Below are 23,278 nucleotides of genomic sequence, written 5' to 3'. Positions count from 1 at the left end.
CAATCAATTACCAAGTATCAACAATTCACAGGTTCGTAGTGAGGAATTTAGTTCTTATAATTGCGGGCTAAAGTCCTCACTACAAACCAATCTTGTCTTTATGGTTAGAGGGCAATGCGGTTTGCTGAAAATTGCCAATTTCATATCTAAACATCGATTTAAACAAAACATTGTCAGTTTCATGGTTTGTCGCTCACTTGCTGGATCAGTTTCGCCACCACAGCAGTCCATCCCGTCTGGTGAGACGCGCCCAATCCTGCACCGTTGTCACCGTGAAAGTATTCGTGAAACAAAATCAAATCGTGCCAGTGAGGATCGTTTTGAAACTTTTCTAAACCGCCATAGACTGGTCTTTTACCATCTTTACCTATGATAAAAATGCTATTTAGCCGCTGCTCTAATTGCAAGGCAACTTCCCATAAATTCATCATAACTTCAGAGCCAGTAGGAAATTCTACTTGGAAGTCATCGCCGAAATAATGGTAATATTTTTGCAACGATTCAATTAATAAGAAATTTAACGGAAACCAAATCGGGCCGCGCCAGTTTGAGTTCCCACCAAATTGATCAGTTGTAGACTCAGCAGGCTCATAGTCTACCTGATATTTAATGCCATCCCACTCAAAGATAAACGGATGTTCTAAATGATAGCGAGAGAGGGAGCGAATGCCGTAGGGCGAAAGAAATTCATTTTCATCGAGCAGCTTTTTGAGGACGCGCTGCAATTTTTCGGCGGTGGTAATTGAAAGCAGCCTGCGCTCACCGACTCCGGGAATTTCCATACTGGCAATATTCTTTGCTAGTTCTGGGCGGTTCTTGAGAAACCAATCCATTTGCTCTTGGAAACCCGGCACTGTTTCTAATAATTCAGTTTCCAAAGTATCGACGGCAAATAGTAGCGTCATCCCCACCATTGAGCGCACTTTGAGCAAGCAACATTCACCGTTAGCCTGAGACAGAGCATCGTAATAAAAGCCGTCTTCATCGTCCCACAAACCGATTTTTTGGGAACCGACATGGTTAACAGCATCGGCTATGTGAAGGAAGTGTTCAAAAAATTTAAGCGCCATGTCCGCGTACACTCGATCTTCGCGGGCAAGTTCTAAGGAAATTGCTAACATATTTAGCGCAAACATTCCCATCCATGCCGTGCCGTCTGCTTGTTCCAAATAGCCGCCAGTTGGTAATGGTTTGCTGCGGTCAAATACCCCAATATTATCTAACCCTAAAAAGCCGCCTTGAAACAAATTTGCACCTTGAGGATCTTTGCGGTTTACCCACCAAATAAAGTTGAGCAGCATTCTGTGAAACATCCGTTCTAGGAAGTCCCGATCGCCTTTACCTACTCGCTTTTCTTCAATTTTATAAACTCGCCAGGCCGCCCAAGCTTGCACGGGCGGGTTGACATCTCCAAACGCCCATTCATAGGCGGGAATTTGACCGTTTGGGTGCATATACCACTCGCGAGTTAGCTGTAGCAATTGCCGCTTGGCAAAGTCAGCATCGATTAAGGCGATCGGAATGCAGTGAAATGCCAAATCCCAAGCTGCAAACCAAGGATATTCCCATGTATCTGGCATGGAAATGACTTCTTCTGCATAGAAATTTCGCCAGTCAGCATTGCGACCATTTAAACGCTGCGCCGGTGGTATTGCTTCTGCGGGATCGCCTTGCAACCAAGTGCGAACATCGTAGGCGTAAAACTGTTTAGTCCACAATAAGCCAGCAAAGGCTTGACGCTGTACGTTGCGGACATCTTCCTCAAGATTTGGAGTTAGCGATTCGTAAAATTCATCGGCTTCTTTTTGCCTTTGAATGAAGGTGTCTGCAAACTCTTGGCTAAAAGCATTGTCGGTATAAACATCAGTAAATCTGAGTTTAATAACTGCTGTTTCTCCTGGCTCAATTTCCCGGTGATAGTGGGCGGCGGCTTTAGTACCGATTTGAGCGGGATTGACAGCTTCTTGGCGATTGTGAACGATTAATTCGTGGAAAGCATCTTTAACATAAGGTGAGGTATTAGCTGTCCCGTACAGGCGCTGTAGGTTGGTTTCATTTTCAGTAAATAGCAGGGGAGGATTGTCTTGACAAAATAGCCAGCGATCGCCATATTTTGGATGGTTAGTTTTGATAACTCCATCGCCCGATCGAGCCACATACGCTGATTTTTTGCTGTCCGTCCAAGACCAAGTATTGCGAAACCATAAAGTAGGCAATAAGTCAAGGGTTGCTGTTTCTGAACCTCGGTTAGTTGCGCTGATCCGAATACAAATATCTTCTGGGGATGCTTTGGCGTATTCAGCAACGATGTCGAAATAGCGATCGCCCTCAAAAATTCCCGTATCCATCAACTCATATTCTGGCTGACATTTGTCGCGCTTGGCATTTTCCTCAACCAACAAGGTATAGGGATATTCCTGCTGCGGATATTTGTACAGCCACCGCATATAAGAATGAGTTGGGGTATTGTCTAAATAAAAGTAGTATTCTTTGACATCTTCTCCGTGATTTCCTTGACGGTTGGTAAGTCCAAATAAACGCTCTTTCAAAATCGGATCTCGGCCGTTCCACATTGCTAGGGCGAAGCATAGTTGACCGTGGCGATCGCAAAATCCCCCTAATCCATCTTCACCCCAACGGTAGGCGCGCGATCGCGCAGCATCGTGAGGGAAATACTCCCAAGCCTCACCGTTTGGCGAATAATCTTCGCGGACTGTTCCCCACTGGCGATCGCTTAAATAAGAACCCCAGCGGTTCCAGTGCGCTTTCATTTCAGCATTTTCTTGAATTCGTTTCTGTTCAGCATCCATTGCAGTTATCCGAGAATATTTCTGATTGCATAATCTCGATTATCCGCCCGCAGCAAACCCTGGATACAACGTCATGCCACCATCCACAAACATCGTTGCACCGCAGACATAATCCGAGTCATCAGAAGCGAGCCAAACAGCCATTTTAGCAATATCTTCTACTTCTCCCACTCTATTGTAAGGAATAAGTTTTAACAATTTTGCTTCCGCTTCTGGTGTATTCCATGCTGATGTATTGATGGGGGTTTTGATTGCCCCTGGCGCAATACTATTAACTCGAATTCTATGGGGTGCAAGTTCTTGGGCAATACTCCGCATCATCATATTTATACCGCCTTTACTAGCAGCATAGTTGACGTGACCCGCCCAAGGAATTACCTCATGTACTGAACTCATGCAAATAATTTTGCCCGCAGCCGCAGAAATATGAGGCTGTACGCCCCGCCGCATAAATTCTTTGGCAGCTTCGCGAGCACACAAAAACTGTCCGGTTAGGTTGATTCCAATGACTAGGTTCCAGTGGTCGAGTGTCATGTCTACCAAGGGCGAATCTTTTTGCAGACCTGCGTTATTAACCAGGATGTCGATGGTACCAAATTCCTCGATCGCCTGACGGAACATAGCCTTAACTTCGTCTTCTTTGCTGACGTCGGCACCAATGGCGATCGCTTCTGCACCCCCGGCTTTGATATCCTCGACAATTTTCTGCGCGTCTTCAGCTTCCGAGTGGTAATTGACTGCAACAGATGCACCTGCTGCTGCTAAAGCACGGGCGATCGCTTCGCCGATACCAGAACTTCCGCCCGTTACCAGAGCTTTTTGGCCTTTAAGAAGCTCAGGGGAAAAGCTCATATTTTTTCTCCGTCATTTTGAAAATTTATTTGACATTTATTATATAGACTCTCTTTGTCAAATTGATAACAAACTTGTGTCAAATTTGTTATAAAAATAGTCTATACAAGAGATTGTTTTAATTGAATCTCATGCTAGTTATAGCGTCTAGCCATTACCACTTAAATTTATTTATGCCTTAGGAAATATATAATTTTAAATTATGTCTTTCCTAAGGCAGATACCTTTGAATAAGAATTACCCTAATATCATGTCCTGTCAATTAACCGCAGTCAGATTCGATCGCGCGTGCGGAGTTGGGTTGTCTACAGGGAGCGGACACTGACTGACGCACGCGCGAATCATTTTGGCGATCGCAATCGACCGAACCGGATCTAAGTTGAGGTTAGTTAGAATCAAGCTGCATTTTTGTATAATTAGTGCATCCAGAAAATTATCAAATTTAACAAACAGACAGTATGATGAACAACACAATCTATCAAACTGTAATTGTAGGTGGCGGCTTTGCTGGACTATTTACAGCGTTACACTTGAGCCACCAACACTATCCCCGTTCTGTAATTTTGATCGAAAAAGAGGATCGCTTTTGCTTTAAGCCGTTACTTTACGAATATTTGAGCGGCGAAATGGGTGCAGAAGAAGTTTGGCCGCGCTATGAGGAATTGCTAAAAGGTAGCGGTGTAATTTTTGTTAAAGATGCCGTTCAATCGATTGATTTACAACAGCGAGAAGTCAAAGTAACATCGGGAGATGCTTACAATTACAGCAATTTAGTTTTGGCTTTAGGTAGCGTTACAGGATATTTTGGAGTCGAGGGAGCTCAAGAGAATGCGTTCCCTCTGCGTACCGGAGAAGATGCGATCGCCATTGACAAACACCTGCGCGACTGCTTGCAACAAGCTCTTCAGATTCAAGATGCCCAAAAGCGCCGCAAATTCCTGACTGTCACCGTCATAGGTGCGGGAGCTTCCGGGGTGGAAATGGCAGGTACCTTAGGCGATTTACTGCCAAATTGGTATGCTGCAATGGGCGGCAATGCAGAGGAAGTGCGGGTCGTTTTACTGAATCACGGCGAGCAAATCCTGGAGAACGATATTAATAGTCACCTGCGCGAAATTGCGACAAATGCTCTGCAAAAACGCACAGTACCAGTAGAATTTATTATGGAGGCAAAAGCGACAGCTATTCGCCCCAACGAAGTAGAATATCAGCGCCACGGACAGGCGAAAACTTTATCAACAGGTACAGTGATTTGGACGACAGGAACTAACATTAATTCGCTAATTAAAGGTTTAGCAATTTCTGATGAATCGCGAGACAAACACGGTCGCCCTTTCGTGAACCCTACACTGCAACTGCTAGATTTTCCTGAAGTTTTTGCAGGGGGAGATTGTGCAGCAGTGCAAGGCAATTCTTTACCTCCCACCGCTCAAGTTGCTTATCAGCAGGGAGCTGCAATCGCTCACAATTTGAATGCTCTGGCTTTGGGAAATGAGCTAAAACCTGCGGAAGTTAACCTGCGGGGAACGCTGCTAAAACTTGGGATAGAAGAAAGTGTGGCTAACATTTACAATAGCTTTGAAGTAACCGGAGAACTCGGTCACTTAATCCGCCAAGGTAGTTACTTAGAGTTATTGCCGACTCCAGTTCATAATTTTAAAGTAACAGAGGAATGGCTGAAAGATGAAATTTTCGATCGCCACTTGCACCCGATTCATACTGCCGATGTGGTTAAATGGGTTGGCGGTGCGGTAGTGGGCGTTGTCGTCGCCCGAAAATTGATGCAAATGTTAGGAGATAGCCAAGACAATACAGCTAGTTAATGGCTAAAATTTAGCAATCTTTTGAAATAGCTTAGTTTCTGATATCAAATCCTCTCTTCATCGGAATAGTAAATTGACTGTTGAGTGTTGACTGTTAACTGTTAACTGTTGACTGTTGACTGTTAACATCATTCCGGTTCAACCGGAATTGATGTCAGTAAGATTGCGTGTCCATCAGGATCTTTGACGAGGCAACTTTGGCGGGAAAAACTGGAATTATCTCCAAATTGCACGAGCTGCGGCGAGCTCAACTCAACTTTATTTTGTCGCAACTTTTCCAATAGTCGATCGAGATCGTTAACAATTAGTTGGACTTGCATATGAGCAATATCGCAACTTTTCCAATCCCTCGGTATGGGGCGGCCTTTTGGAGTAACTAAATAGTCTAACAGTTCAATTCCTAAACCGCCTTGAATCGGCCGCAGTGCGGTGATTTTGACTTTAGCTTGTGGCAAATTATCGAGGCGAACTTGGGTTTCGCCTTGGTTGAGGCTGCCTCCCTTAATTTGCATTCCCAGTAAGTCGCGGTAAAAGTGGAGACTTTGCTCGGTGTTGCTAATCGCGATCGCGCTGTGATCGATTCCTAAAAAGCAGCGATCGCTCTTTTGATGCCATTTTTCTTGTCCTTTGTCCTCCGGGAACCAAATTAGCTCTAAATTGTGGCCGTCAATATCTTTAAATTTAAAAGCTCGCACGCCAGCAGCTTCTTGATTTTCCGGCGGTATTGTTTGGGGTGCAGTGGAGATGGGGACAATGGGAAAAGAGCGCAGGTGTGCAAAGGCGCGATCGATGTCACTGACTACAATTGCCAAATGTTGAAACCACAAGTCATTACTTTGGGAATCTTTGGGAATGGGTTTTCCCTCAACATTCAGATATTCCATCAACTCAATTTGTTCATCTCCAAGCTGCAAAGTAACAATGCGGATTTTTGCCCGATCAACACCTTCGATCTCGCTGTAATTTTGGCCTTCAACCGTAATATCCGAAACCAATTCAAAGGAGAGTGCTTTGGTATAAAACTCCTGGGAGCGATCGGCATTTTTGACCGTCAATCCAATGGATCTAATTTTCTGCACTTGACGAATCCTCAAAAGCCAGTAAGCGCGATCGGGTAAGATGCCCGATTCACAATTAATAGAACCAGTCTAATGAATAAATTGCAAGTCAGTAGGAAATCTTTCTTCTTCCGGTTCTGGATCGTAAATGTAGTCGCAGTCAAACTGGAAAGCTTGAGAGTGGCGGCTGATGGAAAATCCGCATTGAGTCACCATTTCTGTAGTAAAACTGGCCATGACTAACTCAATGAGTTTTCTGTAAGAAATGTTGGGCTGTTGAACGTAATATGTGCGTCTGGCAAAAAATATTCTCTCATCTTTCGGTACAATTATGCCATTAATTCTGTGGGCGTGTTGAATCGGCTTGATGTAACTTTCAATAAACTGCGACTGACTTTTTTGCAGTCTGGCTAATCTTTCATGTTGCAACCAACTCATTTGAAACACAATTTTAATAAACTCAAAACCCAAAATGTAGTTAAAAACATTATTGCGTTCTTCTGTGCTCAAGACAAAGCGGAGCGCGGATTCTAAATATTGATCGGTTTCTCGGCGCGCTTGTTGAGCTGAGTGGATGTAAAATTGTTTGATGTAGCTTCTCAAATCAGATTCGTTCAATTCTTTTTTGACTTGGAATCTGATTAAATACTCTTTGACTCGGTGGAGAGTATCGACATCTTCAAACATTTTTGAGACTAAGCCGTCGGCTGTATAGTCATCTAAAAATTCTGCTTGCAAGTCTGGAGTAGTGGCGCACAATATGTAAGAAAGGGACAAGACGTAGCGCCGCTGGTTCCAAGGTAAACTTTCGGCCCAAGCTTTAACTTCTACAGGGAGTTTTTCCAGCACGGTATTTGTGTGGGGGCGTTGAAAAAGGTCGGCATTTTTATCATTTTGTTGAATCATTGCCTGAAACCTTCTGTTAGTAAATTGAGCAGGTAATGTTTCGCAGGCAAATAGTAGGATAAGGCAGATGCAGGGAGTTAGACAATATCATAATTTTTTTGCTCTATGTGATGCTACACGGCCTAAGGAGTGCACCCAGTGATCTGTCTCACATTTTTGCGGACTTAGAATCACGACTATGAACTTAATATATCACATTTTAGGGCGTTTGGTATCACAGGAAAAACTTATTCACGTCACTGTCGTAACGGCGGGTTTGATTGATGATTGAGAAGAGTGATTCAGAGCTTTTTGTTGGTAATAACTACTGAGGTCAATCATGAATTCGACTACAAGTATTTTTCCTAAAAATCGGTGTCAATACTTAAGTTTTGGCAAGTTTCTCGTCCAACCAGCGCGACGGTGGCTGGATGGCATTGCAGTGGGCGATCGGCAAGTAGCTCGGTGGTTGTGCCAACTTATACCCGCACAGTGTCCTTTTGAGAGAGATATCCAGCTATGGGGACACCATCTTTTCCACATACCCCCGATGTGCAAACTCAATCCGGTATATGAAGAATTAGTGGGGTTGCGTTTTCGCTCTCTCTCGTTTTTGGCTGACGTATGCGGGGAAGATGTAACGCGGTACTGCTGATTGAGGGGTGTTATACCTCGATCGCCCGTCGAGATCGATTGTTTACCGGGTGCATTGCTCTGCTAGTTGCGAGATTCCAAATTTAAGCCATTATATTTGATAATATTAGTGAATGCCTCTAGATAGGAGCGGGCATTCATCGTGGCAGATAAGTAAAAAATAATCTTAATTATGCAATAGTAGTTCTAGGGTGCGTCACACGCTCAAAAAATCTTGAAATGCGATCGGCTGTTTCGAGCGTGCCGCGCACCTAACACACAGGGTGGAAAATAAAAATTATTGTGTAGCATTAATTTTGACAAATACTAAAACATCAAACGGTAGCATTAAAAAAACAACAAGTATATAAATAATTTAACAAGCTACTTTTGCTCGAGCAAGTGAATATGTTTAACGCAACTGAACTGCTGATTAATACTTTTGTAAATCGGCTAATTGAAGGCTACCGCCACACCTACGGCGGGTTCAAATCTGACTATGGCGAGATTATTGGTTGGGTAGCCGATATGGCTTTACAAAATATTGCTAATAGCGATGCTCTTTACCACAATGTAGAACACACTATTTTAGTGACATTGGTAGGACAAGAAATTCTGCGAGGCAAGCACATCCGCGAGGGTGGTGTTTGCTGCGAACATTGGCTGCATTTCCACATTGCTTTGCTGTGCCACGATATCGGGTACGTCAAGGGGGTTTGTCAGCAAGATAGAACAGATTTGCGACTGTATGCGACGGGCATAGGCGACTTGAAATTAACACTGCCTCGGGGGGCGACGGATGCGAGTTTGACCCCTTATCATGTCGATCGCGCAAAAATGTTTATTGAAGAGCGTTTTGGAGGTCACAGACTGATTGATGCCGAGGAAGTTAAGCGGAATATTGAGTTAACTCGTTTCCCGGTTCCAGCAGGGGAAGATCATCAAAATACTGCGAATTATCCGGGTTTGCTGCGGGCGGCGGATTTAATCGGTCAGTTGAGCGATCCGCGATATTTGCAAAAGGTGGCTGCGCTGTTTTACGAGTTTGAGGAGACTGGTCAAAATCAGGTGTTGGGATATCGCAATCCGGGGGATTTGCGGGACGGGTATCCTAAGTTTTATTGGAATGTGGTGTATAGCTATGTCAAAGATGCGATCGGCTATTTGGAACTGACGCAGCAGGGGAAACAAATTGTCGCTAATCTGAATGCAAATGTGTTTCGGGTGGAGCATTCTGAAGTGGAAGTTGAGGAAGTGGCTGTAGTTCGTTGATTCTCGATAGTTGCGAGAAAGCAATCTCAATAAAATGTGTAATTCGCGATCGAATTCAGCAATCCTGTTGATATTGCAGCGCCAAATTTTCAATGAGTTCGACCATGGCGCGAACCCTCGGCATTTCCGCGAGAATTTCGCTCCAGTACCACTGTCCGTTAGGATTGAGTTCGATAAAATAGAGCGTGTCGTCCTCGTCGCGAATGATGTCGAACGCACCAAAATTTCAACCAAATTCGTCAAGCATTTGATGGAGTTTCTTGAAAAAGTCGATCGGCATTTAAATCGAATATAGAGGCGGGATCTTCTGCCCACCCCACAAAAAACTCAAAAAAGAAGATATCCAAAATTTGCGGAAGGGATAAAAAAAGGGGGAAAAGTCCGTGAAGCGTAGCTATCAACCAGGGAATTGCACAACTACCATCAAACTTTGAGGACTGAAGTCCTCAATACAAACCTATAGACGACTCCACCATCTGTCTTTAGACAGATTTTATTCAACCAGTAAATTCCGTATGATGCAGTAAAAGTTAGTCAGATGAGAAGGCTATCTCCGACTCTAGCTCCGAATAACTGACCAATCTTACTAAATCAAAAAATATTTCTCATGACACCAGTCACTCCCACTCAAACTTCCTCTCAATACGAAACTACCAAACCCGAAGAAAAAATTGAGTCTCTGGTAGCAGAAGTTCAACCAGAAAGCGAACTCGATTTAGAATTCCTCTACACCAGAGACATTGAATTTCGCCAAGAAACAATTTATTTCATTGTAGTTGATCGCTTTCATGACGGCGATCCAGAAAATAACGAAGGCCCAAATCCCGAACTGTACGATCCCGAAGGCAAAGACTGGGGAAAATATTGGGGCGGCGATTTGCAGGGAATTATAGACAAACTCGATTACTTAAAAGACATGGGTGTTACCGCACTGTGGTTGACTCCTTTATTCGAGCAAGTAGAAGCATTATTTGTCGAACAAGCTGCGATTCACGGCTACTGGATCAAAGATTTTAAGCGACTAAATCCCCGATTTATTGCCAAAGGCGATAATCCTTCAATCAACCAAACACAAGAAACTAAAGATACCGTATTTGACAAATTAGTACACGAGTTGCACCAGCGAAACATGAAACTCGTCCTCGATATTGTCTGCAATCACAGCAACCCAGATTTTAGTGGCAAGAAAGGGGAACTCTACGACGACGGCGTAAAAATAGCTGACTTTAACGACGATAAAGATAACTGGTATCACCACTACGGCGAAGTTAAAAACTGGGAAGATGAATGGCAAGTCCAAAACTGCGAACTGTCGGGCTTAGCAACTTTCAATGAAAATAATATTGCCTATCGCAGTTACATTAAGTCAGCAATTAAACAGTGGCTGGACAGAGGTGTTGATGCTTTGCGGGTTGATACGGTCAAGCATATGCCGATTTGGTTTTGGCAGGAATTCAATGCTGACATTACCACTCACAGACCTGATGTTTTCATTTTTGGCGAGTGGATTTACAGCGATCCGAGAAACGATCGTTCTGTGGAGTTTGTCAACGAGTCGGGGATGACTATTTTAGATTTTGGTTTGTGCGTGGCAATTCGAGAAGCTTTGGGACAGGGGGCAGAAGGTGGATTTCATTTAATCCAAGATGTCTTGGATTTGGATCACCGCTACTACGGGGCGACGGAGTTGATCACGTTTATCGACAATCACGATATGCCGAGGTTTCAGTCGTTGAATGGCGATCCGCAAATACTGCAATTGGCGATATGTTTAATTATGACGACTCGCGGCATTCCCTGCATTTATTACGGCACCGAACAGTATCTGCACGATGATACAGAAGGGGGAAATGACCCTTACAACCGCCCGATGATGGAAAAGTGGGATAGTGACTCCCAGATTTACCGAGATGTGCGGCTGCTGTCTGGATTGCGGCGGCTGAATCCTGCTATTTCGATGGGCAGTCAGTGGCAAAAATATTTAACTCCTGATATTTATTGTTACGTGCGGCGCTATCGGGATTCTGTGGTGTTTGTGGCGATGAATCGCGGCGATTCGGTTACGACGCTTGAAGCGGTTGATACTGAGCTCCCTGATGGAGAGCATACGGAGGTTTTATCGCGCCGCAAGTTTGAAGTGAAAGATGGGAATCTGTACAATTTAGAGCTTGGTGCGCGGGAAGTAATGATTTTTAGCCGCGTCGGAGAGCGAGTTAAAGCGAAAACTATTGTGCGGGCGCAGCTTAACAGCGTTGAAACTCAGCCTGGGGAAAGAATTGTGGTGGTTGGAGATTGTCCTGAATTGGGGAATTGGGATATTAGCAAGGCTTACCCGCTGGAATACATTAATACTAATACTTGGTTTGGGGAAATTCCTTTTGATGAAAGTGCGGGGAAGTTGATTGCTTACAAGTATGCGCTGTTACGGGAAGGACAGTCGCCGCTGCGAGAAAATCTGGTTTGTCGCCGCTGGGTTTTGGCTAGCGAGGGCACTGTGAAATGGCGGGATAAGTGGGCTAGCGGACGGGAATCTTAATAGTTTGGTGCGGTTTTTTTAAAGAATTGTAAGGTGTGCAGCGCGCACCTTACTGATGATAGGCGTGTCAGATTTATGATGGGGATTGCGCGCCCGGTGACGTGATTTTTGTTGCGCTACAAGGAAGCTAGGGTTTGATATCATGTCCGATCGATTTACCGATATAAAATTGGTTCGTAGTGCAGTTGAGTCCGCAATCCCAGGGCGTATGCAAGTCCCCGTTTGTTTGAGGGCTGGCGCAGGCGGTGAACAAATCAATTTTGTCGGCTAAACCGAATAGTTTCAGGGCGACTCGGCCGCGCAGCCGATCGATAATTGGGGAAATATACAACAATTTTGGGGCGATCTGGTTTAGCGCTGCACACCGCCGCCACTGGAATGCCAATGTCCTCGCCCGTACAAAATATCACGTCGCCGCTGCTGACTTGCTCGGACAATTTGCGCGCGGCGGCCCAATGTTCGGGTTTGGAAGAAATTTTCGATCGCAGTTTGTCGAGGGAGGATATCGCCTCGCCGTCGGGAGCGTAAACGGTGGCATTTTAGCGGTCTCTCAGAGCCTGCAGGACGTGTCTGGGGCATTTTCCGAGTTGGGATAGGGTTCAATGCCATCGAGGTCTATTTTGCGACCTAACGCTAAATGGTATTTCAAAATATTCTCCTTATAATACTGGTGCTGGCACGAATTAACTTAACCTCAGAAGATTCTCTCCTAGGAGATTGCGAGGCGAATCCTGTCTGGGGCTGGTACAGCAACTGCCCGATCGACCTCGTGCAAACGGGGGTTTCAAGGACACCCGCGATCAAATCCTGTACGAATAAAAAACAGTGACAGAGGTCGATCGATTCAAATGAACTAAGATTTTATCCTGAAAGTTAGCTAAAACATTTATTTTAAACCTCATGTATATTTCTCCAGAGCAAGACCTAAAAATTCGCTACATTATGCGCGAGTGCGGTCAGGAAGCTTACAAGCTGGCGGCGCAACCTTTTGAAGTTTGCCAGAAAGGCCCGGACGACTACGTGACGAGTATAGATCGCTACTTAGACGGACAATTATCGGCAGCATTTAACGCTTTGTTTCCTGAAGACGGCACGATCGCAGAGGAAAACATCGCCTCCAGAGCAGCTTACTCGGCCAATTACCAGCGGCTGTGGTGCATCGATCCGATCGACGGGACGGAGGGATTTATTCAGGGAAAACAGCACTACGCCGTGATGGTGGGACTGCTGGTTGAGGCCGAACCAGTCGCCGGTTGGATCTATGCCCCGGCTTTTGACAAAATGTATTTTGGGGGCAAAGATTGGGGATTGTTCCAAAGTGTCGGAGTCGAAGCGGCACAGCCGATCGCCCCGTGCCAGCCGGAGGCTCCGACACCAGAAAACTGTAAAATTATTCTCGGAGACAAAGACCAAAAAAACTACGGCGGGGCGATCGCCCAAAGCATCCCCGGTGCCGAATTTTACTCCCTCGGCAGTTTTGGCTTAAAAGTGATGGAAGTCATACAAGGTCGAGCCGGTTTGTACCTGTATTTCAACGGCAGAGTTAAAGTGTGGGATACCGCCGGCCCCCTGGCTCTAGCAAAAGCCGCCGGATTGGTTTGTTGCGACTTGCAAGGTCAACCGCTGAGGTGGACTAAAGACGCGATCGATCCTGAGTCCCTGGCTCACACACAGTCGATCGCGATCGGCTGGCCGGACTACATAGAATCTCTGTTGGGCAAAGTTCAAAAGGCACTGACACTTTTGTAAACCCGTTTAAAATTAAAGAATCTGCCAATTTTAAGTGAAGCGCGCCTCTGTACCCTTATCATCAATTAGATAAGCTGCCAGAAGCAAGTTTCACTGTGTCTGAGATGTCGGTCTCGTTCACTTTGTGTCAATCTTATCGTAGCAGCAACAAATTGTTGGTTTTCTCTAACAGCGATCGTTCCCTAGCTGTTCGCTGTGGCTCAATCATATTTCCCACCTCCCGCGAGTTTGCATGAAGACAGAAGCTTTCAGTGAGCTGTTCCCCCTATTTAAGGGTGCTAACCCAGAAACCTTGGGAGGGCTGCTATCCAATGCCGTCAAACATGAGTATCCCCCAGGCCGAGCTGTAGTCATGGAGGATTCTTGGGGCAACGCTATTTACTTTGTCGTGTCCGGCTGGGTAAAAGTCCGGCGACTCTCAAACGATCGAGCTGTATCGATGGCTATTTTAGGACGGGGTGCTTTCTTCGGCGAAATGGCGATTCTTGACGAATCTCCGCGATCGAATGACGTACTTGCTCTATCGCCCGTGCGGCTGATCAGCGTCACGGCCCAGCGATTTATCCAAACCCTGTTTAAAGATCCGCAACTGCACCACCGGATGCTGCAATTGATGGTGCGGCGGCTCCGCCAAACCAATCTGCGCTCTCAACTCCGCAACCGCCAACCAGCGGTTAAACTAGCAAATACTATAGTCGAGCTGGCAGAAAACTACGGTCAAAAAACTGCTGAAGGCAAAGATATCTTTAACATCCCCTATCAAGACTTAGCTGATGTGACAGATATCACCTTAGATGAAACCAGCAAAATTATGGAAAAACTCGATAGTAAAGGCTGGCTCAAAGTCGATCCAGAGCGCCAAACTATCCATTTGATCAACCTCAAGCACTTGATTAATTTGGCAAGTCAATGACTGATGTTACTTCTTTGGATATCTCCTCCGCTGCCGGCAAGTCGATCGCGCAGCGAACAGCACCGACAATTCAATATTGGGTGGCGATGCCCAATCCCGAATCCCACCTGTTTGAAGTGACTTTGCGCGTGCAAGGTTGGTCGCAGCCGGTGCTGGATTTGAAAATGCCTGTCTGGACTCCCGGTTCTTACTTGATTCGAGAGTACGCCCGCCACCTGCAAGATTTTCGAGCGCGATCCTCTTCGGAGTCTTCACTAACGGGCGATTCCCTGCGGGATAGCTCTGCTTCACGAACTTTACCTTGGCGCAAGCAAAGCAAAAATCATTGGCAAATCGAGACAAATTCAGTGTCAGATGTCACCGTTTGCTACCGGATTTTTGCCAACGAACTGACAGTGCGAACCAATCATTTAGACTCGACTCACGGTTATTTCAATCCAGCAGCTTTGTGCTTTTTCTTGCCCGGTTTTGAGCGCAACTCCTACATCGTGACCGCTGTACCGCCGCAGCCCCAATGGCGCACAGTGACTACTTTGCCTCCGGTTTCCGGGCAGGATATGACTTTTGCTGCTGCCGATTTTGATACCCTGGCCGACAGTCCTTTTGAGATTGGCTGTCACGAAGTGTACGATTTTGAAGTAATGGGAAAACCCCACCAGCTAGTGGTTTGGGGGAAAGGCAATTTAGCACCGGATCGGGCGATTAAAGATATCAAGAAAGTCATTGAAGTTGAGGCCGAAATGTTTGGCGGTTTGCCTTACGAACGGTATGTGTTTTTGCTGCATTTGTCCGGCTCCGGTTTTGGCGGCTTGGAACACAAGGAAAGCTGCACTCTCAACTATCCGCGTTTTGGTTTTCGGGCTAAGGAAAAGTACGAACGCTTTATTCAATTGGTGGCTCACGAGTTTTTTCACCTCTGGAATGTCAAGCGAATTAGACCGAAAGCTCTCGAAGTATTTGACTATGAACAAGAAAATTATACTCCTTCTTTATGGTTTTCTGAAGGCACGACCAGTTATTACGATTTGGTGATTCCTTTTCGTTCTGGTCTCTACAATGTGAAAGGTTTTTTCCAAAATTTATCGAAGGAAATTACTCGCTTGGAGACGACTCCGGGGCGGAAGGTGCAGCCGGCAAGCGAATCGAGCTGGGATGCTTGGATTAAACTTTATCGCAGAGATGCTAACAGCGACAATTCGCAGATTTCCTATTATTTGAAAGGGGAACTTGTTTCGTTTTTGCTCGATTTGTTGATTCGAGCCAAGCACGGTAACGCCCGATCGCTCGATGATGTGATGCGTTTGATGTGGCAGCAGTTTGGTAAGGGTGGTTCTGCTGAAAATGAAGATTTTGACCTGAAGCCGCCAACAGAGGCAAAGCCGGGGCAGATAACATCAAACGGACGGTTAAATTCTGATGCGCGACCGACAGAAATCGGCTTTACTCCCGAACAGTTGCAAAGGGCGATCGAGTCCGTCGCCGATCGGGATTTGAGCGACTTTTTTGCGCGGTATGTAGACGGCACAGAAGAGCTGCCTTACAACGAATATCTCGAACCGTTCGGGCTGCAAATTTCGGTAGGTGAAACTAACCAAATGCCTCGCATCGGTTGGATTTTGGGAACCGAAAACGGGCGGGAAATGATTAAATTTGTCGAAGCAGAATCTCCGGCGCAGTTGGCCGGAATTGATGCTGGAGACGAGTTGCTGGCGATCGCGGGTTTTCGGGTAGCCAACGCAGAACAAGCGGGCGAAAGGCTGAAAGATTACCAGCCTGGTGACACGTTAGAGGTGACAGTGTTTCACCAAGACGAATTGCGGACTTGTTCTGTTACTCTCGCCGAGGGGTGTCCGAGTCGTTATTCGATCGTACCGGTCGATCGACCCAGCGCGATTCAGCAACAAAACTTTACTGGATGGCTGGGAGTTCCTCTATCAAAATTGTGACATCATGGTTAGTAGTCAGTTGTTATTTGGCAGTTGGCAGTTAGCAGTTGGCAGTTGGCAGTTGTTGCCATTAGCTAATAACAAATAACAAATAAAAAATAACAACTAACAACTAACAACTAACTAATAACAAATTACCAATTTAAATTATGCAAACCCCACAACCTCCATCAATTACGCCCCGCCAAATGAACCTGCTGAGAATAGTTGCTTCAATGGCCTGGGCTGACGGCGAACTCGCCACAGCAGAAGTTAATTTAATGCTCGATCGCTTTTGCAGTTTGTTTGCTACGGATGCCGATCGAGAATCAATGCAACAGGAACTCCGGGATTATATCATGCAAAATATTCCCCTTGACGAGTTGATTTGCCAATTAGAAACTCAAGCAGAAAAGGAATTAGTTTTGCAACTAGGCTATCAAGTCATTGCTTCTAGTTCTCGCACTCCCGACGAACCAAAAATTAACGCCGAAGAAGCTGCCGCTTATCAAAAATTAGTGCAGTTGCTGAATCTTCCAGAGGATGCGGTGAAGCGTATTGAAGCCGAAGCATCAGCGGCAGATAATTCCGAGGGAATTGTAGAGAAGATGGCTCAGAAATTAGAAGATTTCATCAAAGGCTAGATCGAAACCATCGGCGGTTGAAACCGCGCCAGTAGTCAAAATTGCGTGCACTTGCCTGCAGGTTCGCAAAAATAATGGAATTTCAACCGTCCACTCTTTTTCAACCCGCTATCGCAGGATTTTGTTTGTATAAACCTGGTTTAAATAGGTAGTCTTTTAATCTTTTTATCTCGGTAATTTCTCTCTATTTTTTGTATTCAGCATGGTGCACTCTAGAATTAGAAATCAATATACTGACAGGAATCAAAAATTATGCTGCCAGCTTTAAGGATTTCTGACTATGACTTGCAAGAACTCATCCATCAAGGAACTAACACGGTTATTTACCGGGCGGTGTCGCTGACAAACGGACAGCCTGCCATCCTCAAAGTTTTAAATACAGAATATCCTACCCTAGAACAAATAACTCGCTTAAAACACGAATATCAGATCGCCGCATATCTCGATTGCGAACACGCTGTCAAAGTCGATCGCCTAGAAACTCACCCGAATTGCTTGGTATTAGTCTTAGAAGATTTTGGAGGTATCTCCCTCGAACAGTGGATAGCAAGGGCCCAGAATGCAGCCAGCAGCACAAATGTTACCGCAGCAGCAACGGCACCTTACCAATTGCCGATCGCCCAATTCTTAAACATCACCATCCAATTAGCAAAAGCTTTAGTATTCCTGCATCAAAATCAAATTATTCATAAAGACATCAAGCCAGCTAATATTATAATTAACCCCGAAACAATGCAAGTAAAACTTGCAGATTTCAGCATTGCTTCGCGGTTAAATAAAGAAACCCCGCACTTAAAAAATCCCGATCGCCTAGAAGGAACCCTCGCCTATATGTCGCCGGAACAAACCGGGCGGATGAATCGCGCTGTAGACTACCGCAGCGACTTCTACTCTCTAGGTGTCACCTTTTACGAATTGCTGACAGGAAAATTGCCATTTGACAGCAAAGATCCGCTGGAATTAGTCCACTGTCACATTGCCAAACAACCAATTCCCCTTCAACAATTAAATCCGCAAATTCCCCCAGTTTTGACCCAAATTGCGGAAAAACTGATGGCAAAAAATGCCGAAGACAGGTATCAAACAGCAACCGGATTGTTAGCAGATTTAGAACGCTGCCAAAATCAAGTCGAGGAGTCAGGGAAAATTTCTAATTTTATTCCCGGACAACTAGATGCCATGAGTCAGTTGTTAATTCCGCAAAAACTTTACGGGCGAGAAAAACAAATAGCACAATTATTGCAAGCCTTCGATCGCGCCAGCAAAGGCAGCGGTGAAATTGTCTTGGTAGGTGGCTATTCCGGGATTGGCAAATCAGCATTAGTTCACGAAATTCTGCGTAATTTAACCAGGCAGCGCGGATACTTGGTTTCGGGCAAATTTGACCAATTCAAGCGCAATGTTCCCTATGCTTGTTTCAATCAAGCCCTGCGGAATTTGGTGCAGCAGATTTTGACTGAAAGCCAAGCAAAGATTAAATTGTGGCGAGAAAAACTGCTGCAAGTTTTGGATGCGAATGCTCGAATTGCGATCGAAGCCATCCCCGAATTAAAGTTAATTTTAGGCCCGCAACCAGACGTACCACAACTCGGGGCGATCGAATCTCAAAACCGCTTCAACCGAGTGATGCAGCAGTTACTTCAAGCAATTGCTACCGCCGAACATCCCTTAGTAATGTTTCTCGACGACGGCCAGTGGATAGATGCTGCAACAGTCAATTTATATCAACAAAATGGCCTCGAAAAAATCCCTTACTTGCTAGTAATTGTGGCTTATCGGGATAACGAAGTCAGCCCGACGCATCCATTTATGCTAGCAAATGAGGCAATTCGAGCCGCTGGCATTCCGATAACAGCTATTACTTTAGAACCGCTAACAATTGACAGCGCCATTCAACTAATTGCTGAAACTTTGAGATGTGCTGCTGAAACAGCGAGTCCGCTGGCGAATTTCCTCGTGCAAAAAACTGACGGAAATCCATTTTTCTTCAAACAATTGGTGAAATATTTGTATCAAAAAGGCTGGTTGAGATTTGACCCGCAGGCTGCCCAGTGGCAGTGGGACATTAAATATATTGAAGGGCAGGATATTTCGGAAAACATTGTTGATTTGATGGTAAACAAAATTCAAACTTTGTCAACTGCAACCCAGCGAATTTTGCAATTGGCTGCTTGTATAGATAATCAGTTTACTTTGGATGTGCTGTCGGTTGCTAGCGGACAAATTTGGACTCAAACAGCGCAGGATTTGTGGGAAGCGTTGCAGATGGGCTTGATTTTACCTGTAGGTAATAGCTATCGAATTCCGCAAGTATTTGAGCCGGAAGAGTTGAATAAGTTGGGGGAAACGGCCGGAGATGTGTGCTACAAATTTATGCACGATCGCGTTCAACAAGCTGCTTATGCTATGATTCCTGACGTACAGAAAGAACCTGTTCATTTGGCGATCGGGCGTTTGTTACTGCACAGAAGTACCGCAGCCCAACGGGAAGAACGAATTTTTGATATTGTCAATCATTTGAATTTTGCTGGCGGGTTGATTTGCGAGTTAAACGAAAAGTATGAATTAGCTGAGTTAAATTTGCAGGCTGGCAAAACTGCGAAAGCTGCTTCTGCGTTTGAAACGGCGCTGAGTTTTTTCCAGTCGGGCTGCAACTGTTTGCCGGCCCAAAGCTGGGAAGATAATTATGTGTTAACTTTGGCGCTGTATTTTGAATTGGGCGAAGCTGAATATTTGAATGGGAAAAATGACGAAGCTTTGGCAATTCTAGACTTTATTTTGCCTCATACTCAGACATTGTTAGAACGGTGTCGGATTAATGAGTTGAAAATGACTTGTCTGCGGATGAAAAATGATTTGCCTGCGGCTTATCAGTTAGGTATCGAAACGCTACAATTGTTGGGAATTGAGTTTGAAGCTGACCCGGATGATGGGTATTTGCTGCGGGAGTTGGCAAAGACAAAGGAGATGATTGGGGGTTCGATCGCCAATTTAGCCGATTTACCAACACTCACCGATCCCCTGCAACTCGCCGCCCACCGGATTTTGAAAGAACTTTACCCCATTGCTTACTTTACCAGTCCCAACGCTCAATTTTTGTGCGCGATCGAGTTGGTGCAGGCGACAATCGAACACGGAAATTGCCGGATTTCCGCCTTTGGCTACATTGTGTATGCCTTTACTTTGATTGTTAAATATGGCGAAATTGAGGCTGGTTTGGCAGCAGGAGAACTGGGTTTAACTCTCTACGAACGCTGGGATACTAAAGAGTTAAGTGCTTATATTTTCTTGCTGTGGGGGGCTTGTTTGCACTACATCAAACATATTGATGAGTCCAAGGTTTTTGTCCTCAAAGCTTTTAATAGCGGTTTAGAGACAGGTGCTTATCAGTGGTCGGGATATGCTGCGATTAATTGTCTTTGGTTCAGCTTTTACGGCAATGAATCGCTGCAAAAAACCACCGCAGTTATTGAGGAATTTTTACCGATTTTGCAAAAAATTGACCGCAATATGCTAGCATTTTTTATGCTCAATAAATCGGCAATTGCTCGGCTTACTCGTGCTGCCGAGAGTGTAGAAAATCCCCCAACTTTCATCGACGAACAGTCGCTATTAGAATTTGCTGAAGCCTCTGCAGATTTGATGACTTCTTTTATGGTTTATCTCTACAGACTAACCGTGGCGAATTGGTTTGGCGAGGTCGATCGAGCATTAGAATATGCCAATATGGGTGTTAAATTTTTGGCAGGTGCTGCGGGCGTTTTTCTGAGTCCGGTTTTTTGCTTCCACCGGGCTATAGCCCTTGCTGCTGCTTGTACAAATGCCAGCGAGGGCGATCGCCAACTATACCTAGAACAGCTTAACATTTGCCTGGAAGAACTTCGAGAGTTTGCGAAAAACTGCCCTGCAAATTACCAGCACAAATATTTAGCCATCCGGGCGGAAGCGGGGCGGTTGTCCGGACAAAAGTATGAGGCGGCAGAATGCTACGATAGTGCGATCGCCCTCGCAATAGAAAACGGCTTCATTCAAGATGCAGCGCTGATTAATGAATTAGCTGCCCGATTTTATTTATCCCAAAATCGGCTGATTTTCGTCAAAAATTATCTCAGCAATGCCAGAGTTTGCTACATCCAGTGGGGCGCAACAGCGAAAGTCCGCCAACTCGAACAATACTATGGGAATTTATTTCCTGAAACTGTCGAGTCGCGGATCGGTGCAACTGTAACTACGAGTACATCTAGTCATGCTAATCTCTTGGATTTAGCAACGGTAATCAAATCCTCTGGGGCAATTTATAGTGAAATTGTTTTAGAAAAGTTGTTAAAAAAACTGCTGCAAATCATCTTAGAAAATGCTGGCGCACAGAAAGGCTGTATTATTTTAGAAAGAGACGGGCAACTGTTTGTTGAAGTCTCGGATACTAACCTGCATGACTCAGCAACCTTTCAGGAGTCAATGCTGCTTGAAAACAGTTTAGATGTTCCTATTTCTCTAGTCAAGTATGTTGGGATCACTCAGCAACCACTGGTATTGAGCGATGCAAGTCAAGAAACAATTTACCCAGCGGATAGTTACATTCAAAATTGCCAACCAAAATCGATTTTATGCGCGCCGATTTTGTATCAAAGTAAGTTGATTGGCATTGTGTATTTAGAGAATAATCTGGCAACAGGAGCATTTACGCGCGATCGGCTGGAACTGTTGCAGTTATTAACGGCACAAGCGGCGATCGCCATTGAAAACGCCCGTATCTACGCCCAGGAACAACACAAATCCCGCCAGTTGGCTGAATCTCTCGAAAGCCTGCAACAGTCCCAAGTCGAACTTATCCAAAAAGAACAGGAGTACCGCAGCATATTTGAGGCAGTAGTAGACGGACTTTCGCTGATAGATTTGGAGACTGGTAAAGTCATTGCAGTTAACCCCGCATTCTGTCAAATATTTGGCTATTCTGAGCAAGAGTTTTTGCAGTTAAATCCGCCAGATTATATTCTTCCAGAGTATGTGAATTCATTCGTCGAATTCCAACAAACTGTCAGCCGAGGCGAAGAATTTACCTGTCAAGCTATCATACGGAGAAAAGACGGTACGCTGTGCGATATTGAGCTAAAAGGAAACTTTTTGGAGTATGGCGGCAAACCCCACGGCTTGGTAATTAATCGGGATATTAGCGATCGCAAGCGCGCCGAAAAAGCTCTGCAAACATCGGAAGATCAATTGAGACAAAAAGCTGAAGATTTAGAAGCAACACTCGTTAAATTGCAACAAGCTCAAGCACAATTAATTCAAACAGAAAAAATCTCGCAACTCGGACAACTCGTGGCTGGAGTGGCCCACGAAGTGAACAATCCCGTCAGCTTTATTTCTGGCAATTTGCATCATGCTAAAGAATATGTTAGCGATTTAATAAATTTACTCCAAATTTATCAAGACAACTTTCCCGAGCCAGGCCCACAAGTTTTAGATGAAATAGAAGCGATTGAATTAGAATATTTAGTAGAAGATTTGCCCAAGATGATTGACTCGATGAGATTGGGAACGGATCGTATTGGCGACATCATGCAATCTTTGCGAAATTATTCGCGTAGCGATGGGATTGAGAAAAAACCGGCCAATCTTCATGAAGGAATTGATACCACATTAATGATTTTAGCACATCGGTTGAAAGCATCTGGCGATCGCCCTGCCATTAAAATCATCAAAAATTACGAGGAATTGCCTCAAATAGAATGCTATCCGGGACAACTAAATCAGGTATTTATGAATTTGCTAGCCAACGCGATCGATGCTCTGGAAGAATCTAATGTTGGTAAAACCTACAAAGAAATTGAGAGGAACCCCAATACGATTACAATTTCGACCTCTATTGCCAACTTTGGCGAAAAACTTATCGATCCTACCGTAAAGATTCGGATAGCTGACAATGGAATTGGGATGCCAGAAAACATCAAAGAAAAATTGTTTACGCCATTTTTTACAACCAAAGTAGAAGGTAAAGGGACCGGATTTGGACTGCCAATTTGCCAGGATATAGTCAGAAAAAAACACGGGGGAACATTAGAATGTTGTTCGTGGCCGGGAAGGGGAACAGAATTTGCGATCGCCCTTCCGGTGCACAGCATTCCTATCAAGGATAATTAGGGACTTAGGAAAAGATAAGACGGCGGTTGAAACC

The 23,278-nt window shown here is 44.9% G+C and carries 15 protein-coding genes; 10 read left to right on the top strand and 5 right to left on the bottom strand.

The window, feature by feature from the left end; genetic code table 11:
* Positions 1-179: 179 nt before the first annotated feature.
* From IQ263_RS02375 to IQ263_RS28145, 3 genes are all read right to left on the bottom strand, one after another.
* Entirely contained in the window at positions 180-2,810 is a 2,631-nt protein-coding gene (locus IQ263_RS02375; protein ID WP_194066002.1) for an MGH1-like glycoside hydrolase domain-containing protein, read from the bottom strand.
* 39 nt (positions 2,811-2,849) lie between these two features.
* Positions 2,850-3,662 (bottom strand): SDR family oxidoreductase, encoded by an 813-nt coding sequence (locus tag IQ263_RS02370; RefSeq protein WP_194066001.1) that lies wholly within the window; start codon positions 3,660-3,662, stop codon positions 2,850-2,852.
* A gap of 258 nt (positions 3,663-3,920) precedes the next feature.
* The gene (locus IQ263_RS28145) at positions 3,921-4,061 is read right to left on the bottom strand and encodes a hypothetical protein (RefSeq protein WP_228049740.1); all 141 of its coding nucleotides are present in this window, start codon (positions 4,059-4,061) and stop codon (positions 3,921-3,923) included.
* A gap of 59 nt (positions 4,062-4,120) precedes the next feature.
* Here IQ263_RS28145 and IQ263_RS02365 point away from each other — a divergent pair, with 59 nt between their 5' ends.
* On the top strand, positions 4,121-5,485 hold the full coding sequence (locus tag IQ263_RS02365) for an NAD(P)/FAD-dependent oxidoreductase (RefSeq protein ID WP_228049739.1): 1,365 nt from the start codon (positions 4,121-4,123) through the stop codon (positions 5,483-5,485).
* A gap of 128 nt (positions 5,486-5,613) precedes the next feature.
* Here IQ263_RS02365 and IQ263_RS02360 read toward each other — a convergent pair whose 3' ends face one another.
* Complete coding sequence (locus IQ263_RS02360) at positions 5,614-6,564, bottom strand: VOC family protein (protein ID WP_339384871.1); 951 nt, start codon at positions 6,562-6,564, stop codon at positions 5,614-5,616.
* Positions 6,565-6,633: 69 nt separating this feature from the next.
* The gene (locus tag IQ263_RS02355; RefSeq protein ID WP_194010787.1) at positions 6,634-7,449 is read right to left on the bottom strand and encodes a cobyrinic acid a,c-diamide synthase; all 816 of its coding nucleotides are present in this window, start codon (positions 7,447-7,449) and stop codon (positions 6,634-6,636) included.
* 319 nt (positions 7,450-7,768) lie between these two features.
* Here IQ263_RS02355 and IQ263_RS02350 point away from each other — a divergent pair, with 319 nt between their 5' ends.
* The 9 genes from IQ263_RS02350 (at position 7,769) to IQ263_RS02310 (ending at position 23,244) form a co-directional block, all read left to right on the top strand.
* Positions 7,769-8,083, top strand: coding sequence for a Mo-dependent nitrogenase C-terminal domain-containing protein (locus IQ263_RS02350; protein WP_194010788.1), 315 nt, complete (start codon positions 7,769-7,771; stop codon positions 8,081-8,083).
* Between the two features lie 386 nt (positions 8,084-8,469).
* Positions 8,470-9,333: an Npun_R2479 family HD domain-containing metalloprotein gene (locus IQ263_RS02345; protein ID WP_194066000.1), complete on the top strand. Its 864-nt coding sequence runs from the start codon at positions 8,470-8,472 to the stop codon at positions 9,331-9,333.
* Positions 9,334-9,940: 607 nt separating this feature from the next.
* Entirely contained in the window at positions 9,941-11,869 is a 1,929-nt protein-coding gene (locus IQ263_RS02340) for an alpha-amylase family glycosyl hydrolase (protein ID WP_194065999.1), read from the top strand.
* Positions 11,870-12,114: 245 nt separating this feature from the next.
* Entirely contained in the window at positions 12,115-12,465 is a 351-nt protein-coding gene (locus IQ263_RS02335; protein ID WP_194065998.1) for a hypothetical protein, read from the top strand.
* 304 nt (positions 12,466-12,769) lie between these two features.
* A complete protein-coding gene (locus IQ263_RS02330) occupies positions 12,770-13,618 on the top strand; it encodes a 3'(2'),5'-bisphosphate nucleotidase CysQ family protein (RefSeq protein WP_194065997.1) in 849 nt (282 codons plus the stop codon).
* A 232-nt stretch (positions 13,619-13,850) separates the two neighbouring features.
* Positions 13,851-14,531, top strand: coding sequence for a Crp/Fnr family transcriptional regulator (locus tag IQ263_RS02325; RefSeq protein ID WP_194065996.1), 681 nt, complete (start codon positions 13,851-13,853; stop codon positions 14,529-14,531).
* Positions 14,528-16,477: a M61 family metallopeptidase gene (locus tag IQ263_RS02320; RefSeq protein ID WP_194065995.1), complete on the top strand. Its 1,950-nt coding sequence runs from the start codon at positions 14,528-14,530 to the stop codon at positions 16,475-16,477. The genes IQ263_RS02325 and IQ263_RS02320 overlap by 4 nt, the downstream gene beginning before the upstream one ends.
* 149 nt (positions 16,478-16,626) lie before the next feature.
* Complete coding sequence (locus IQ263_RS02315; RefSeq protein ID WP_194065994.1) at positions 16,627-17,100, top strand: tellurite resistance TerB family protein; 474 nt, start codon at positions 16,627-16,629, stop codon at positions 17,098-17,100.
* A gap of 252 nt (positions 17,101-17,352) precedes the next feature.
* A complete protein-coding gene (locus tag IQ263_RS02310; protein ID WP_194065993.1) occupies positions 17,353-23,244 on the top strand; it encodes an ATP-binding sensor histidine kinase in 5,892 nt (1,963 codons plus the stop codon).
* Positions 23,245-23,278 lie beyond the last annotated feature (34 nt).

The sequence above is a fragment of the Tychonema sp. LEGE 06208 genome (genome assembly GCF_015207505.1).
In the GTDB taxonomy this organism is placed as follows: domain Bacteria; phylum Cyanobacteriota; class Cyanobacteriia; order Cyanobacteriales; family Microcoleaceae; genus Microcoleus.
This window is presented reverse-complemented; position numbering and strand designations above follow the sequence as displayed.

Bases quoted from the DNA above. Each gene is read 5' to 3' on its own strand.
- IQ263_RS02375 (WP_194066002.1), bottom strand. From the start codon at position 2,810: ATGGATGCTGAACAGAAACGAATTCAAGAAAATGCTGAAATGAAAGCG.
- IQ263_RS02370 (WP_194066001.1), bottom strand. From the start codon at position 3,662: ATGAGCTTTTCCCCTGAGCTTCTTAAAGGCCAAAAAGCTCTGGTAACG.
- IQ263_RS02365 (WP_228049739.1), top strand. From the start codon at position 4,121: ATGATGAACAACACAATCTATCAAACTGTAATTGTAGGTGGCGGCTTT.
- IQ263_RS02355 (WP_194010787.1), bottom strand. From the start codon at position 7,449: ATGATTCAACAAAATGATAAAAATGCCGACCTTTTTCAACGCCCCCAC.
- IQ263_RS02350 (WP_194010788.1), top strand. From the start codon at position 7,769: ATGAATTCGACTACAAGTATTTTTCCTAAAAATCGGTGTCAATACTTA.
- IQ263_RS02345 (WP_194066000.1), top strand. From the start codon at position 8,470: ATGTTTAACGCAACTGAACTGCTGATTAATACTTTTGTAAATCGGCTA.
- IQ263_RS02340 (WP_194065999.1), top strand. From the start codon at position 9,941: ATGACACCAGTCACTCCCACTCAAACTTCCTCTCAATACGAAACTACC.
- IQ263_RS02330 (WP_194065997.1), top strand. From the start codon at position 12,770: ATGTATATTTCTCCAGAGCAAGACCTAAAAATTCGCTACATTATGCGC.
- IQ263_RS02325 (WP_194065996.1), top strand. From the start codon at position 13,851: ATGAAGACAGAAGCTTTCAGTGAGCTGTTCCCCCTATTTAAGGGTGCT.
- IQ263_RS02320 (WP_194065995.1), top strand. From the start codon at position 14,528: ATGACTGATGTTACTTCTTTGGATATCTCCTCCGCTGCCGGCAAGTCG.
- IQ263_RS02315 (WP_194065994.1), top strand. From the start codon at position 16,627: ATGCAAACCCCACAACCTCCATCAATTACGCCCCGCCAAATGAACCTG.
- IQ263_RS02310 (WP_194065993.1), top strand. From the start codon at position 17,353: ATGCTGCCAGCTTTAAGGATTTCTGACTATGACTTGCAAGAACTCATC.